The organism is Nocardiopsis changdeensis (assembly GCF_018316655.1).
Taxonomy (GTDB): domain Bacteria; phylum Actinomycetota; class Actinomycetes; order Streptosporangiales; family Streptosporangiaceae; genus Nocardiopsis; species Nocardiopsis changdeensis.
Genome location: NZ_CP074136.1, coordinates 73273 through 86981 on the forward strand (window position 1 = coordinate 73273; position 13709 = coordinate 86981).

The 13709-nt window shown below is 75.9% G+C and carries 14 protein-coding genes; 10 read left to right on the forward strand and 4 right to left on the reverse strand.

Going from position 1 to position 13709, the window contains the following annotated elements:
* Positions 1–37: 37 nt before the first annotated feature.
* The 8 genes from KGD84_RS33105 (at position 38) to KGD84_RS33140 (ending at position 9111) form a co-directional block, all read left to right on the forward strand.
* Positions 38–742, forward strand: coding sequence for a class I SAM-dependent methyltransferase (locus tag KGD84_RS33105; RefSeq protein ID WP_220566064.1), 705 nt, complete (start codon positions 38–40; stop codon positions 740–742).
* Positions 739–3666, forward strand: coding sequence for a beta-ketoacyl synthase N-terminal-like domain-containing protein (locus tag KGD84_RS33110; RefSeq protein WP_220566065.1), 2928 nt, complete (start codon positions 739–741; stop codon positions 3664–3666). The genes KGD84_RS33105 and KGD84_RS33110 overlap by 4 nt, the downstream gene beginning before the upstream one ends.
* Before the next feature lie 229 nt (positions 3667–3895).
* Positions 3896–4474, forward strand: coding sequence for a Scr1 family TA system antitoxin-like transcriptional regulator (locus KGD84_RS33115; protein WP_220566066.1), 579 nt, complete (start codon positions 3896–3898; stop codon positions 4472–4474).
* Between the two features lie 225 nt (positions 4475–4699).
* Positions 4700–5038: a WhiB family transcriptional regulator gene (locus KGD84_RS33120; protein WP_277615515.1), complete on the forward strand. Its 339-nt coding sequence runs from the start codon at positions 4700–4702 to the stop codon at positions 5036–5038.
* A gap of 67 nt (positions 5039–5105) precedes the next feature.
* Positions 5106–6035, forward strand: a complete 930-nt coding sequence (locus tag KGD84_RS33125) for an endonuclease/exonuclease/phosphatase family protein (protein ID WP_220566067.1) — start codon at positions 5106–5108, stop codon at positions 6033–6035.
* A gap of 194 nt (positions 6036–6229) precedes the next feature.
* Positions 6230–6787 (forward strand): Scr1 family TA system antitoxin-like transcriptional regulator, encoded by a 558-nt coding sequence (locus tag KGD84_RS33130; protein WP_220566068.1) that lies wholly within the window; start codon positions 6230–6232, stop codon positions 6785–6787.
* Between the two features lie 126 nt (positions 6788–6913).
* Positions 6914–8227 (forward strand): hypothetical protein, encoded by a 1314-nt coding sequence (locus tag KGD84_RS33135; RefSeq protein WP_220566069.1) that lies wholly within the window; start codon positions 6914–6916, stop codon positions 8225–8227.
* Positions 8224–9111: a helix-turn-helix domain-containing protein gene (locus KGD84_RS33140; protein WP_220566070.1), complete on the forward strand. Its 888-nt coding sequence runs from the start codon at positions 8224–8226 to the stop codon at positions 9109–9111. Before KGD84_RS33135 ends, KGD84_RS33140 begins: the two co-directional genes overlap by 4 nt.
* Positions 9112–9173: 62 nt before the next feature.
* Here the strand turns inward: KGD84_RS33140 and KGD84_RS33145 are convergent, their stop codons facing one another.
* The 3 genes from KGD84_RS33145 to tgmA are packed head-to-tail and all read right to left on the reverse strand — an operon-like array spanning position 9174 to position 11703.
* Entirely contained in the window at positions 9174–10376 is a 1203-nt protein-coding gene (locus KGD84_RS33145; protein ID WP_220566071.1) for a methyltransferase domain-containing protein, read from the reverse strand.
* Positions 10373–11326: an ATP-grasp ribosomal peptide maturase gene (tgmB, locus tag KGD84_RS33150; protein ID WP_255647294.1), complete on the reverse strand. Its 954-nt coding sequence runs from the start codon at positions 11324–11326 to the stop codon at positions 10373–10375. Before tgmB ends, KGD84_RS33145 begins: the two co-directional genes overlap by 4 nt.
* A 29-nt stretch (positions 11327–11355) precedes the next feature.
* Entirely contained in the window at positions 11356–11703 is a 348-nt protein-coding gene (gene tgmA, locus KGD84_RS33155; protein ID WP_220566073.1) for a putative ATP-grasp-modified RiPP, read from the reverse strand.
* 195 nt (positions 11704–11898) lie between these two features.
* Between tgmA and KGD84_RS33160 the strand changes: the two genes are divergently transcribed.
* Together KGD84_RS33160 and KGD84_RS33165 are read left to right on the forward strand one after the other, a co-directional pair.
* Positions 11899–12666: a GntR family transcriptional regulator gene (locus KGD84_RS33160; RefSeq protein WP_220566074.1), complete on the forward strand. Its 768-nt coding sequence runs from the start codon at positions 11899–11901 to the stop codon at positions 12664–12666.
* Positions 12667–12766: 100 nt separating this feature from the next.
* Positions 12767–13519 (forward strand): hypothetical protein, encoded by a 753-nt coding sequence (locus tag KGD84_RS33165; RefSeq protein ID WP_220566075.1) that lies wholly within the window; start codon positions 12767–12769, stop codon positions 13517–13519.
* A gap of 39 nt (positions 13520–13558) precedes the next feature.
* On the opposite strand, the gene KGD84_RS33170 is transcribed toward KGD84_RS33165, so the two are convergent.
* On the reverse strand, positions 13559–13681 hold the full coding sequence (locus KGD84_RS33170; protein WP_255647295.1) for a hypothetical protein: 123 nt from the start codon (positions 13679–13681) through the stop codon (positions 13559–13561).
* Between the last annotated feature and the right edge of the window lie 28 nt (positions 13682–13709).

Genomic DNA, 13709 nt, shown 5'->3' on the forward strand with positions numbered 1-13709 from the left:
CGATGACCATTTCATCCCCCAACCCGGTGCCGCCGCGGTGGCACCGCGCAGCCGCAGCAACCCCGCCCTGTACAACACCGCGACCCTGTCGGTGTACACCGTCCTGATCCACCTGCTGTCCCACCGGCCGCTGTGGGGCGTCGAGAACCAGCAGATCGAGGCCCTGTACGACCGCCACATGGCCGTCGACCACGTCGAGGTCGGCCCCGGCAACGGCCGGTTCCTCGTGCGGGCGCTGCGCCGGCGGCGCCGGGCGGGCCGGGAGCCGGTCACGCGCGTGGCCCTGCTGGACCTCAACCCCGCGGCCCTGGCCGTCACCGCCCGCAGGCTGCGCCGCCGCGGTGTACAGGTGGACCGCCACCTCACCGACGCCCTGGCCCCCTGGCCGGTCCCGGCGCCAACCCGGGAGGGGCGCAGCGTCGGGTGCGTGATGGTCACCCACACCCTGCCCGGTGAGGGGTTCGCGGCCAAGCGCGAGGCGTTCGCCCAGATGGTCCGCGCGGCGGGCGGCGGCGGGCGGCTGTTCGGGTGCGGGATCCTCGGCGAGGCCGACCCCGCCCCCATCTCCCGCGCCGGGGCCCGCATGAGGCGGCTCTACAACGGCCGCAAGAACATCTTCCACAACACCGGCGACACCGCCCAGGGGTTGGAGGACGTGCTCCGGCAGGTGTGCGGCCCCGCCGCCCACATCACCGTGCGCACCGTCGGCGCCGTCGTGGTGTGGGAGGTGGTGCTCCCGTGACCGGACACCCTGCGCACACCCCCGCCCTGGTCGGGATCGGCGCCCGCCTCCCCGGCCCGGGAGCGGGCGACACCGTCGGCCCCCACGGCATGTGGGAGGCACTCACCGGTGGGAAAACCGCGATCGGCCACTACCCGGCCGAGAGGTGGCAGGCCATGCAGGAGCTGCTGCACCCGGCCGACCGGGGCGGCGACCCGTGGCCCGCCGCCCTGATCACCTGGCCCCAGGCCGTCGACGCCACCGTGCTGGGGCTGCGCGCCTCGGACACCGCGCACCTGTCCCCCACGCAGGTCCTGGTGCTCCAGGTCGCCGCCGAGGCCCTGGCCGATGCCGGGATCCGCCCCGACACGCTGGCCGGGCCCCGCACCGGCATCTACCTCGGGGCCGCCTCCCCCGACGACGCCCTGAGGGTGTTCGCGGCCGGTGCGCAGCCCACCCTGTCGGAGCTGGCCGCGGGCGGCGCCGGGATGGTCGCCACCCCCGTCTCCCGGTGGCTGGACGCCCGCGGCCCCCTGGTCACCTACGACACGTCGTGCTCGGGCAGCCTGTACGCCCTGCACGCCGCCCGCCGGGATCTGGCCGACGGCACGGTCACCACCGCCATCGTCATCGGCGCCAGCTCCCTGACCCACCCGGTGCCCACCCGGGCGTTCCGCGCCGGCCCCGGCGTCCTGGCCGCCGACGGCGACGTGCGCCCGTTCGACGCCGACGCCCACGGGTACGTGCGCGGCGAGGCCGTGGTGGCCGCGGTGCTGCGCCCCTACGGCCAGGCCCGCGAGAGCCACGACCGCATCTATGCCCTCATCGAGCACACCGCCACCGGCTCGGATGGTCGATCCGCGGGGATGGGCATGCCGTCGGCCGACGCCCTGGCCGAGCTGATCGTCCGCACCCACACCGAGGCGGGCGTGCCCGCGGACCGGGTGCCGCTGGTCATCACCCACGGCCCCGGAACCAAGGCCGGCGCCCGCGCCGAGGCCCGCGCCCTGGCCCAGGCGTACCGGCGCGACCCGGGCGACCCGCTGTGGATCCACTCCGTCAAGGGGTTGTGGGGGCACGGCGAGGCCGCGGCAGGGCTCACCGGGCTGCTGGCCGGAGCGCTCATGCTTCACCACGGCGGATGGGTGCCGCCCACCGTCGGCCACCACCGGGCCCCCGACTGGCTGACCCGGTCCGGGCTGCGCGTGCCCACCGACCGCGTCAACCACCTCCCCCACGAGCCGCACCGGCGCCGGACCGGGGTGGTCGCGCTCGGGTTCAGCGGGGCGATCGCCTGCGCGCTCCTGGCAGGCGTCCCCCGGTCGGTGGCGCCGCGGCGGGGCACCCACCCCGGGCTGGGCGCGGCCGCGGTCCTGCCGGTGTCCGCGCGCACCCCCGAGCGGGTGCGCGCCGTGGCCGAGGTGGTCCCCGACGCGGTCCAGGTCCGCACTCCCCCGGCCCTGTCGCGGCTGGGCCACCACCTCACCCACCGCAGCACCCCGGACCTGGAGCACCGGGCGGCGGTGGTGGCCGTCGGCTCCACCGACACCACCGCCCCCGCCTGGCGGGCCCTGGCCCGGGGGGAGCACCACCCCGACCTGGTCGGCCCCCCGGCCCACCCCGGGCCGTGGCGGACGCTATGGGCCTTCGGCGGCCACGGCGCCGCGCACGACGGCATGGCGGCCGACCTGTACACCCGAGACCGGTTGTTCGCCGCGCACCTGGACCGGGCGTTGGAAGCGCTGGTGCCGTACACGTCCGGTCCCGCCTGGCGGCCCGGCCGCCCCCCGCGCGGGCTCGGCCAGGTCCAGCGCGCCACCTGGGCGGTCCAGGTCGCCATGGCCCACACCCTGATGGACCGGTGGGGGCTGGCCCCGGACGCGGTGGCCGGCCACTCCCTCGGTGAGGTCGCGGCCGCCACCGTCGCCGGCATCCTGTCCCTGTCGGACGGTGCCCTGCTGGTCAGCCGCCGCGCCGACCTGCTGGCCTCCCTGGCCCCGCTGGGCGGCATGGTCGCCGCCCGCGTGGACGCCGCCACCGCCCACGAGCTGGCCCAGGCCCACCAGGTCGACGTGGCCTGCCTTAACGCCCCCGACCAGAGCGTGTTCTCCGGCGCCAGCGAGCCGCTGCGCACCCTGACCGGAGACCTCACCGAACGCGGCATGGATCCGCGGCCGCTGCCCGGCTCACCGCCCGCGCACAGCCGCCACCTCACCGCCGAGGCCCTGGACGGTCTCGACCGGGCCCTGACCGGGCTGCGGCCCCGCCCCGGCACCCTGCCGCTGGTGTCCACCGTCACTGCCCGCCCGGCCGCCGGTGAGGACCTGCACCGCCGGTACTGGGCTGCCCAACTCGCCGCCCCGGTGCGGTGGGAGGAGACCGTGGTGGTGCACGCCCGCACCGGCCCGCTGCTGGTCACGGAGATCTCACCGCGTCCGGTACTGGTCCAGCCCACCACCCGGATCCGCGCCCGCCACGGCCAGGTGATCACCGCCGTCGCCGCCGGCGACCCCCAGGGCGAGCGCCGGGCGCTGGCCTTGGCGGCCGCCACCGCCTATACCCACCACCAGCCGATCCGGTGGCCGTACGTGCCCTGCGTACCGGTGGACTTGGCCCCCGCCCGGTGGGAGGCGCCGCCCGCGGACGCCGACCACTGGCCCGAGCGGGTCGCCCACCTGGACGGAGAAGCCCTGTACACCGCCCTGTCCCAGGTGGTCCTGGCGGCGGTGGCCGCTCTGGCTCCGGTCCCGGTGGGGGTGGGCGACTACCAACGGGACCTGGCTGATCTGGGATTGCACAGCATCGACCGCCTCAGCCTCCAGCACCGGCTGCTGCATCCGCTCCGGCCGCGCCCGCAGGACCTGCCAGAGCACGCGCCCACCATCGCCTCCATCACCCGCGGGCTGGTGCAGCTGGTGGCCGAGCGCCGCGACCGCGCCGACTGACGACCCTGTCCCAAGCCGGACGTTTCCGCCCCCCCTCCCCGGAAACGTCCCCCCTGCCCGGGGCGGCCGTCCCACTCCCACGGCCGCCCCGGGCAGGACCATCGGCCACCCCCACGGGCCCGCGCACCTCCCGAGCGCCAGGGCCCACCCGCCCCCGGGGAGCACGCGGGTCCTCCCCGGGGGCGCCCCGTTCAGCCCAGACCACGACCAAGGACGACAAGGACCGACCGTGAACGCCGCCGACCAGGCCACGCACACCGGGGACGACCTGAGCCAAGAGGCCGTGCAGCGCTACGAGCACGAGTACGCCCTCGCCCACCACGAGGCCGCCCATCCCACCCGCCAGTGGTACCCCGGCGGGCTGCCGGAGGTGTTCCAGACCCCCGTGTGGGCACACGCTCACGCGCAGGAATGCGGCCGCTACCCCACCGCCGCGATGGTGCGGGACACCGTGCGGATGCGCAAACTGCGGGTGTCGGTACTGCGCAACGTCCCCATCGGCCGCGAGCTGCTGGTGACCCTGTCCGGGCTGCTCACCGCCCCCATGTTCCTGGAGGCCCACGAGATCGCCGCCCAGCACGCGCAGACCATCGAACTGGCCGCCCTGCCCCATGTCCAGGTGCGCGTGGCCGACGAAGCGGTGCGCGTCGCGTACCCGGACGGGTTCGCCCTGCGTGACGGCCAGGTGTTCACCGACGGACCCGACGGCCCGGCCACTATCAGGGGCGCCGCCCGCGAGTACCACGCCCGGTTCAAGGAGCTGTGGAAGGACGCCGAGCCCTTCACCGCCCAGATGCTGGCGCCATGAAGCCCGGCGGCCGCCCGTCCTGCGGCCGCCGTCCCGGGCCGGAGCCCCGGCACCGCCCCTGGCCCGGCGGGGCCGGCCCCTTCCGGCCGGTGGTGCCGCCGTCCCTGCCCCAGCCCCCGGCAGCGGCACCACTCCCGCCCGGCCGGGGCCGCACCCACCGCCACACGGCCCCGGCCGCGCCCACCGTCCGCCTCACCCCGCCCAGGAAAGGAAGCATGACCCGCCGTGAACGCGACCCGCCTGCCGCGCCCTGAACGCCCCACCTATGCCGAAATCGAGCGCGCCCCCTGCCGCCGCGAAGATGTCGACCCCGAGCTGCATTTCCTGCCGGGAGCGGCCCAGAACCACGTCAAGGCCCTGTGCCGGGACTGCCCCGTGCGCGTCTGGTGCCTGGCCAAGGCCCTGAACGAGGGAATCGAGTTCGGGGTGTGGGGCGGCATGACCGAGCGCGAGCGCCGTGCCCTGCTGCGCCGCCGCGCGAACGTCCGCGACTGGTACGCGCTGCTCACAGCCGCCGAACAGGCCCACCACCGCGTGCTGGCCGGCGCCGGAGCGACGCCGTGACCGGGGACCGCCCCCACCCGACCTGTGGGACACCGACATCCCACCGCCCCAAGGAAGAAGGAACCGCGTGACATCGACCGTGCCGCGCGAGGTGACGTGGGTGACCACCAACCTCCAATCCGGACTGGACGCCGGCCGCCGCCTGGACCTGCTGCCGAAGATCCTGGAACCCACCCACTGCCCGGACCAGGACCCGCCGGCGGTACTGGGCATGTGCGAAGGGCGGTGGTGGCACAGGGCCGGGCGCGCCAAGGACGAGGTCGCGACCATCCTCACCCGCTTCTACGGGGTGCCCTATGAGGTCGACGTCGGCGGCATCGACCGCAGCGACGACCCGCCCGCGATCGCGTGGCGCACCGACTTGCTGCGCAGGCGCGGCTGGTCGGCGCCGCACACCGACCATCACACCCCCGGGCACAACACGGCCTGGTTCTCGTGGGCCGACGACCCCACCGACCGGATCGCCCTGCGGGTCCAGCTCGCCCACCTGCACTACGCCTCCGGGGACAAGAGGGCCATCGAGGCCCAGACGCTGCGCGCCCAGTTCGACCGGCGCCTGACGAACGTCCTGATGGGCGATTTCAACTGCGCCTTGGACGGTGCGCACGGCGGAGACCGCGACTGGATGCGGGTCCCTCCGGAAAAACGCGGCGAGAAGGGACGCCTGATCCAGGTTTCCACCGGCGTGTGGGTCTGGGGCAAGGACTCGCGGCCCTTCATCGAGCTTCTCGGCCCGTGGGATGAACGGGCCGGTGTGCGCCGCTCCGAACTGGGGCCCGGATACCGGGCCCTGGCCGAGGTCGATTGGGAGCAACGCGGCCGGCCCGCTGCCGGGTTGGCGCCGACCACCACCACCGACCAGGCGTTGCCGATCGACCACATCCTCGGCGACGACACCGTGGAGCTGGTGCGCGGCGGACACGAGGTGCACCTCAACTCCCACAGTGACCACGGTGTCGTCGTCGCCCGGACCCGCATCCATCCCCGCCCGGCCTGAGCCCCAATGACCTGAGACCCCCGCGCCCCTCCCCGGGGCACGGAACCCGCCGCCCTACTCGCCAGGGGCGGCACCCCCGCCCGCCTGCACCGGGCGGGGTCCTGCCTCCGCCGGTGTGGCGGAGGCACCCGCGGCCCCTGAGGGACCCCTCTCGGGGGCCGCTGCGCACCCCGCACCCCAGAGGAGGAGACACGATGCACTTCCCCGCCCCGGCCCGCGCCCAGGCCGCCGCCCGGCTGTTGATCCAGCGCGAAGTGAGCCGCCAGGAGGCCGCCGGGCCCGTCGACCACTGGACACCCACGGCGGTTCCCGACTACATGCAGACCCGCGAGTACGCCGCCGCCGTCCTGACCGCCACCGGCGCCTACACGGACGAGGAGGCCGCCCAGGCCCTCACCGACCGCATGGCGCGCGCCTCCCTCCTGCGCACCGTTCCCCACCCGCGCCGGATCCTGGTCACTCGCGCCGGCATGGACCGGGAGATCCTGCCGCAGCCCGCCATGGCACGCCAGTGGGCGCAACTGGCCGACCTTGCCCACCTGGACCACGTCGACCTGCGCGTGGTACCGGCCTACCATCCGGTGCACCCCGAGGGCTTCCAGATCCTGCACGGGGTCGACGGGGTCGGCTGTGTGGTGGTGGAGGGCCCCATGGGCGCCTACACGCCGCCAGGCGACCCGGCCGAGATCCTGGACGCTTACCAGGACCAGTTCGCCGACCTGTGGGAGGCGTCCGACCCCTACCCCGGATAGACCGGCGCGGCGGCCCCTGAGTTTCCAAGGGCCACCGCGGCGGGCCCGGCCCGGACGCTCACCCTGACCGCCGCGCTGCTCGCCCGTGACCCGTCCCACCCGCTCGCACCCACTACGGAGGACCCCATGCACGGCCGCCTGGCCGCACTCCTGGACACCATGGGCCCCGGCCACGCCCGCGTGGCCGCCCTGGCCACCGCCCACCCGGGCCCGACCCTGACCGCGGCCACCCTGGCCGCCCTGGCCGACACCACCGTGGCCACCGCCCGGGAGGTGCTGGCCACCCTGGTGGCCGCCGGGGCCGCCGACGAACGCGGCACCGCCACCGAACAGGCCCACGCCCGGTACGCGCTGGCCGGCCAGGCCCGCCCGGTCCTGGCCGCCCGGGCCGACCCCGACGATGTGGACAGGGCCCTGGACCGGCTGGCCGAGCACTACCGGCTGCGCGCCGCAGCAGCGGATGTGCAGCTCAACCCGTGGCGGTGGCGGGCCGACGAGGACGGCGCCGCCCGAGCCCACACCGCCCAGGACCAGAACGGCGGGCCGTGGTTCGCCGACGAGGGCGCGGCGCTGGGGTGGGTGGCCGCCGAGCTGGCCGACCTGGCCGCCCTGGCCACCCGCCTGGCCGAGGAAGGCCACCCGGCCCCGTGGTGGCTGGCCGACCACCTGGCCACTGCCCTGGTCGCCCTCAAACCCTGGGAGGTGATGGCCACGCTGTACCGGGCCGGGTTGGCCGCCGCCCAGGACGAGGGCCACCAGGTGGCCACCGCGCTCATGCTCCAGCGGGTGGCCACCATCACCGACGACCCCGATGCCCGCAAACGCCACCTGGACCGCGCCCTGATCCTCTACACCGCCGCCGGCCACCACCCCGGGATGGCCTCCGCGCTCCAGACCCTCGGCGACCACGCCGCCCAGACCCGGGACCTGGAGCGCGCCGGGGAGCTGTACCGGGAGTCGATCGACGCCCACCGCCACATCGGCCGCGCCCGCGGCGCGGCGATCAGCGAGCGCAAGCTCGGCGAGGCCCTGGCCCGCCAGGGCAGGCTGGTGGACGCGCTGGCACTGTTCACCCGCGCCCGCACCACCCTCACCGGCCTGCCCGATGCGGACCTGTACCAGGCGGGCAGGTGCACCCAGGCCGCAGCGGCCACCCTCCTGGACGGGGATCCCGACCCCGCCACCCTCAAGGCGACCGAGGACATGCTTCGCCGGTCCCTGGCCGACGCCGCCCGCGGCGGCCGCATCCACCAGCAGGCCGGGATGCACCACCAGCTGTCCCGGATCGCCGCCCGGCGCGGCGACACCGCCGCCGCGCGCGCCGAGCTGGTGCGGGCCCGGGAGCTGATGGAGGCCACCGGCCACCCCGACCTGGAGCAGATCACCCAGGACCTTCACGCCCTGGAGGACCCCCACCACGGGAAGGACGCCTCCCGGTGACCGTCGAGCGCGGCCCCGTCGTACACCAGCACCTGCTGATGCGCGCCCTGGTGGAGCTGCGCCACGCACGCGGCCTCACCCAGCAGCAGGTCGCCCGGGCTCTGGACTGGTCCCACGCCAAACTGATGCGTTACGAGGGCGGGCAGCAGGTCCTGCCCCAGTCCATGCTCGACGCCCTGCTGGTGGAGTACGGCGTGGCCGGAACCCCGCTGGCGCGGGAACTACGGGCCCTGGGCGCGGCCGCACGCAGGCCCGCCTGGTGGGCCCAGTTCCGTCGCCTGCTCACCCCCGACCAGCGCGCCTACATCGGTCTGGAGGCCGGCGCCGACACGATCCGCCACGCCGCCGCGACGGTGCTCCCCGACCTGCTCCAGACCCGCGCCTACGCCCGGTGCATCGCCGCGTGCCATGCCGACCCCGGCACCGTCGACACGCGGGTGGAGGTGGTGATGCGCCGCCAGGCGACGCTGGCCTCCCGCGCCCTCGGGCCGCGGCAGCGCTACCTGGTCAGCGAGGCGGCGTTGCGCCTCCACGTGGGGGTCACGGCCGACCCCGGCATCATGGTGCGCCAGCTCCACCACCTGGAGGAGGCGGCGGGCGCCCCCGAGGTGGAGATCCGCGTCATCCCCTACGGCCACGGCGAACACCTGGCGATGGTCCAGGGCCCTTTCGCCCTGGTGGGGTTCGGTGCCGATCTCGGCCTGGACGACGTGCTCTTCGCCCGGGCCGCAGACCGGAGCCTGCTCACGGACAAGCCCGCCGACACCAGGCGCCACACCGCCGTCTTCGAGGACGAGTGGGAACGCCTCGCGCTCCCCGCCGCCGCCTCGGTCCGCCTCATCCAAGACATCAGGACGTCCATGCTCCATGCGGCCCTTGCGTGACACAGAGCGGCGCGGCGGCCCCTGAGCTTCCAGGGTTGCCGCGCCGTTCCACACCGGGCGGACTACCCGGCCGCGGGCACCGGCAGCGGCCACCGGTCCGGGCTGTCGGGGGAGGCGTGCCACACCCACTGCTCACCAGCGGTGGCGGTGACGCCGAACGCCGACCAGTCCGGGCACCCCACACGCTCCCACCACGTGCACGCCTGTTCCACCAGGTCCCACAGGCGGCGCGGCCCGGCCTGCGCCACCCGGTGGCGGCCACGCGGGTCCGCCTCCAGCTCCACCTCCGCCCACGACCCGTCGGCGCCCTCCAGCGCCAGCAGCGCGGTGCCGTCGGCGGCCGTGGTGAGCACGGTGCTGGCGTCGGTTGTGGCGAGCTGGGCCAGGAACGCCCCGGCGGCGGCCTGCGGCCCGGCCCCGTGCACGGTGCCCGGATCCAGGGCCGTCCACCCCTGGTCGCCGTCGTCCTCCACCGCCCCGGCGCGCCGAGCGGGCACGGCGCTGCGGGCGGCCATGAACCCCGCCCACTGCGGCAGGAACCGGCCCTGGGCGGTGCCGTCCTTGACCTCCAGGCGCACCACCGCGCCGCCGGTGGCCCCGGCCAGGTTCACCAGGATGATCCCGCCCGGGGCCGCCTGGCCGATCCACGCCGGTGGGACGTGCGAGAAGGCCGCGGTCGCGATGATCCGGTCGAACGGCTCACGCTCGGGATGGCCGAGGTGGCCGTCTCCCGCCACGAGCACCGGGTGCAGCCCCTGGGAGGCCACCGCCGACCGGGCCGCGTCCACCAGGGCGGGCGAGATGTCGACGCTGGTCACCCGGTCACCGCCCACCAGGTGCGACAGCAGGGCGGCGTTGTAGCCGCTGCCCACCCCGATCTCCAGCACCCGCAGGCCCTCGTGCAGGTCCAGGGCGGCCAGGTGGCGGGCCATCAGGCTCGGCATCGTGGACGAGCTGGTCCACTGCCCCGTGCCGGTCCCGCCGGGCAGGGCGCGGCGGACCGGCTGCCCGCCGATCTCGATGATGAGGGTCTCATCGGCGTACACGTACCGGGCCCACTCGGCGCGCTGGGCGGGATCGGCGCCGTCGATGAGCCGGTACCGCACCCCCTGGCCGGTGTGCTCGAACGCGGCGAACACGGGCACGAACGCGCCGCGGTCCACCGCGGCGAACGCGTCGGCGAGCCGTGTGCCCGCAGCGAGTTCGCCCGCGTCGATCAGCGCGGCCGCCAGCCCCGCCGGCGTGCGCTCCTGTTCTGCCGTCATGGGGTCCCTTTCTCCAGGAGGGTCGCGATCGTTGCGGCGATGGGCAGCGCGCACGCCTGCGCGAGCCAGCCCCATTCGCCGTTGGGGTTGACCTCCAGCAGCGTCCACGACCCGTCCGGCGAGATCACGAAGTCCGCGGCGCCGTAGACCAGCCCGAAGGCGTGCATGTAGCGTCCCAGCCCGGCCCGCACCCGCGCAGGCACTTCCACCACCTCATAGGAGTGCGAGGCGTAGTCGCTGCGCCAGTCCACGTGCCCGGCCTGCGAGCCGACGCGGATCGCCACGGCGAACATGTGCCCGCCGACGATGACCACCCGCGCCTCATGGTCCTTGTCCACCCACTCCTGGAGGCAGTGCGCCGTCAGCGACAGCGCCGGGTCGCGCAGCTCCTCCAGGTCGCCCACGCGGGTGGCGTAGACGATGCGTGTGCGGCTCTCCTCCACGTGGAAGGCCCCGCCCAGGGGCTTGTACACCACCGGGCCCGGGCGGGCCCTGGCCCAGGCGTGCGCGCGCTCGGGGTCGCTGGTGATCAGCGTGGGCGGCACCGCCAGCCCGCACCGGGCCGCGGTGGTCAGCTGTACCGGTTTGTACTCGGCGGCGCTCATCGCGGCGGGCCGGTTCAGCCACAGGCAGTCCAGGGACAGCAGCACCCCGCCCAACCCCATCCGGGCCTCCCGGTAGGCCCACCGCTGTTCGGGCCCGGACATGCCCGGGGCCAGGGAGAACGGGGTGGGCCGCCGGTAGTACACCGACCGCACCGAGGCCAGGTCCACGGCGCGGTGCGCGTCGCGGACCGATCCCGCCCACACGGCCCCGCCCAGTTCGGCGTCCAGCACCGCACCGGCGGGGAAGTCCCCGGGGTCCAGGCGCACCACGGGCACGCCGGCTTCCTGGAGGTGGTGGACGACCGGGTCGGCGGTGCCGTCCTGACGGGAGGTCAGGACCAGCACCGCCCCCCGCACAGGCGCAGAGCCCCCCATCAGTCGGACGTGGTCTCTTCGCCCGACGGCGCCGACCCGTCCGGCGTCCCGGTGGTCTCCTTGGTGCCGCTGCCGCGCCGCCCCAGGGTGGGGGCGCCGGTGAGGCGGTCCACGCCCTGCTGGCGGTCGGGGTCGTAGACCACCATCGTGGCCTGCGCGGCGATCTGCGGGCGCAGCGGGGGCGTCACGGCCCACCGCAGCCCCCAGGGCCGCACCGCCGAGGGGCCGCCGGTGCTCGCCGCCTCGATCGCGGCCGCGGGGTCCAGGGGGAAGGCGTCGCCGGTGCGGGCGATGCAGGCGCGGGTCTCCCCGTCGGGGGACTCCAGCAACGCAGAGTGATCGGGCATGGGGGGTTCCTTCCAGGGAGGGGCCGCAGTGACGCGAGGGAAAGAAGGCTGTGGCGGTGCCGCCACCCCCCAAGATCACTACAGTCCGTTACGTTATGACCTAATGCATCATCGCGTCCTCACCCCCTATCCCCGCAATAGGTAATTACCTATCCTCGGGGGCAGGTCGCCCACCCCCGGGAGGAGACACCGCACATGCCACGCTGGGACGACATCGCCGCGGACCTCAGGCAGCGCATCACCGAAGGCGAGTTCGCCCCCGGCACGGCGCTGCCCCGGGAGAGCGACCTCATGGCCCACTACCAGGCCAGCCGCACCCCCGTCCGCCAGGCCGTGGCCGCCCTGGCGGAGGAGGGGCTCGTGGACAAGGTGCGCCGGCGCGGCACCCTCGTGCGCCCCGCACCCGACCACCAGGTCCTCACCCGCGCCCGGCGGGTGTTCCGCGATGAGATCGGCTACTACTTCGACCCCGTCGCCCAGCCCTGGCGAGCCCTCCAGACCCCGACGGTGGCCACCGCCCCCGCCCCGGCCGACATCGCCCGCCTCCTGGACGTGGCACCCGCGACGCCGGTCACCACCCGCACCCGCCTGATGGGCGACCCCCGGACCCGCACCCCCGTCCAGCTCGCCGTGTCCTACCTGCACCCCGACGCGGTCGCCGAACTGCCCGTGCTCGCCGCCCCCGACACCGGCCCCGGCGGCATCTACGACCGCCTCGAAGAGGCCGGGCACGGGCCGCTGGAGTGGGCCGAGACCATCACCGCCCGAGCCGCGACCGCCCAGGAGCGCCGAGCCCTGGAGCTGCGCGCGGGGGTGCCGGTGCTGCGCATCATCCGCACCACCCGCTCGGCCCGCGCCCGCGGCCCCGTGGTCGAGGTCAACGACACCCGCATGAGCGCCGACCGGTTCGCGATCGGCTACCCGCTGGAGCGCCCTCCCGCGCCCGCACCGGCCGACCGCTGAGACGGCCGCCGACCCGATCACCCCTCCCGCACCCAGGTACGGGACGGGCTCCCACCGCACCGCGCCCCCGCGGCGCCCCGGCACCGACAGGATGACCACCATGCCTTCCGCCCCCGCGTCCCCGGTCCGGGTCGGCACCGCCACCGACCAGGGCCCCAGGCCCTCCCAGTGCGACGCCGTCACCGTGACCCGCATACCCCTGTCCACCACGTGGGCGGCCGCCCTGGTGGACGGCTACGGCCCCCACCCCGACGTGCCCGCCGCAGCCCAGGGCGCCGCCCTGGCCGCGATCCGCTCGGCCCTGTCGGGCGGCTCGGCCCCCGCCGCCCTGGAGACCGCCGGGCGCACCCTCACCGGCCGCGACGCCGACGACTGGCCCGAGCCCGACGCCGTCGGCGCCGTGGCCGTCGGCGACGACCAGCGCGTATCCGTGGCCTGGACCGGCGACGTGCGCGCCTACGTCCTGGACCCCGACGGCCAGACCCTGCACCAACTCACCACCGACCACACCGAGGGCGCCCGGCTGCGCGCACTGGCCGCCGCCGGCGAACCCGTCGCCGAGGACCCCGCCGAGCACGACCACGTCGTCACGTCCACGCTGGGGCGCCTGGCGGCCGACCCCGCGAGCATGGGCACCGCCACCCACTCCGGCCCGTGGACGGCCGTGGTGCTCACCAGCGACGGCGTCCACGACGCCCTGGACCACGCCGAGCTGCACCGCATCGTGGCCGCGACCGCCGACCCGGCCCAGTGCGCGGCCGCCCTGGTCGCCGCAGCCCGCGCCGCGGACGCCCGGGCCGGCGCCCAGGCGGTGGACGACAACGCCACCGCCGCCGTCATCCGGCAGGGCTGACCCGGCGGCCGCCCCCGGAGCCGGGGCGCGGCCGCCCGCTCACGCCGTCGAGGCGGGCACGGGCGCCGGTGCGGCGGCGTGCGCGGCGATCCGGCGCCGCAGCAGCGCCCGCCGGTCCAGCGCCCCGGATCCACCACGGCGCCCCGGGGCCCACGTGGCCACGTCCACAGCACCGCGCCAGCGCGTCGCC

Excerpts from the sequence above, each read along its gene's own strand:
- KGD84_RS33130 (WP_220566068.1), top strand. The coding sequence starts at position 6,230 with ATGCACTTCCCCGCCCCGGCCCGCGCCCAGGCCGCCGCCCGGCTGTTG.
- KGD84_RS33135 (WP_220566069.1), top strand. The coding sequence starts at position 6,914 with ATGCACGGCCGCCTGGCCGCACTCCTGGACACCATGGGCCCCGGCCAC.
- KGD84_RS33145 (WP_220566071.1), bottom strand. The coding sequence starts at position 10,376 with ATGACGGCAGAACAGGAGCGCACGCCGGCGGGGCTGGCGGCCGCGCTG.
- tgmA (WP_220566073.1), bottom strand. The coding sequence starts at position 11,703 with ATGCCCGATCACTCTGCGTTGCTGGAGTCCCCCGACGGGGAGACCCGC.
- KGD84_RS33160 (WP_220566074.1), top strand. The coding sequence starts at position 11,899 with ATGCCACGCTGGGACGACATCGCCGCGGACCTCAGGCAGCGCATCACC.
- KGD84_RS33165 (WP_220566075.1), top strand. The coding sequence starts at position 12,767 with ATGCCTTCCGCCCCCGCGTCCCCGGTCCGGGTCGGCACCGCCACCGAC.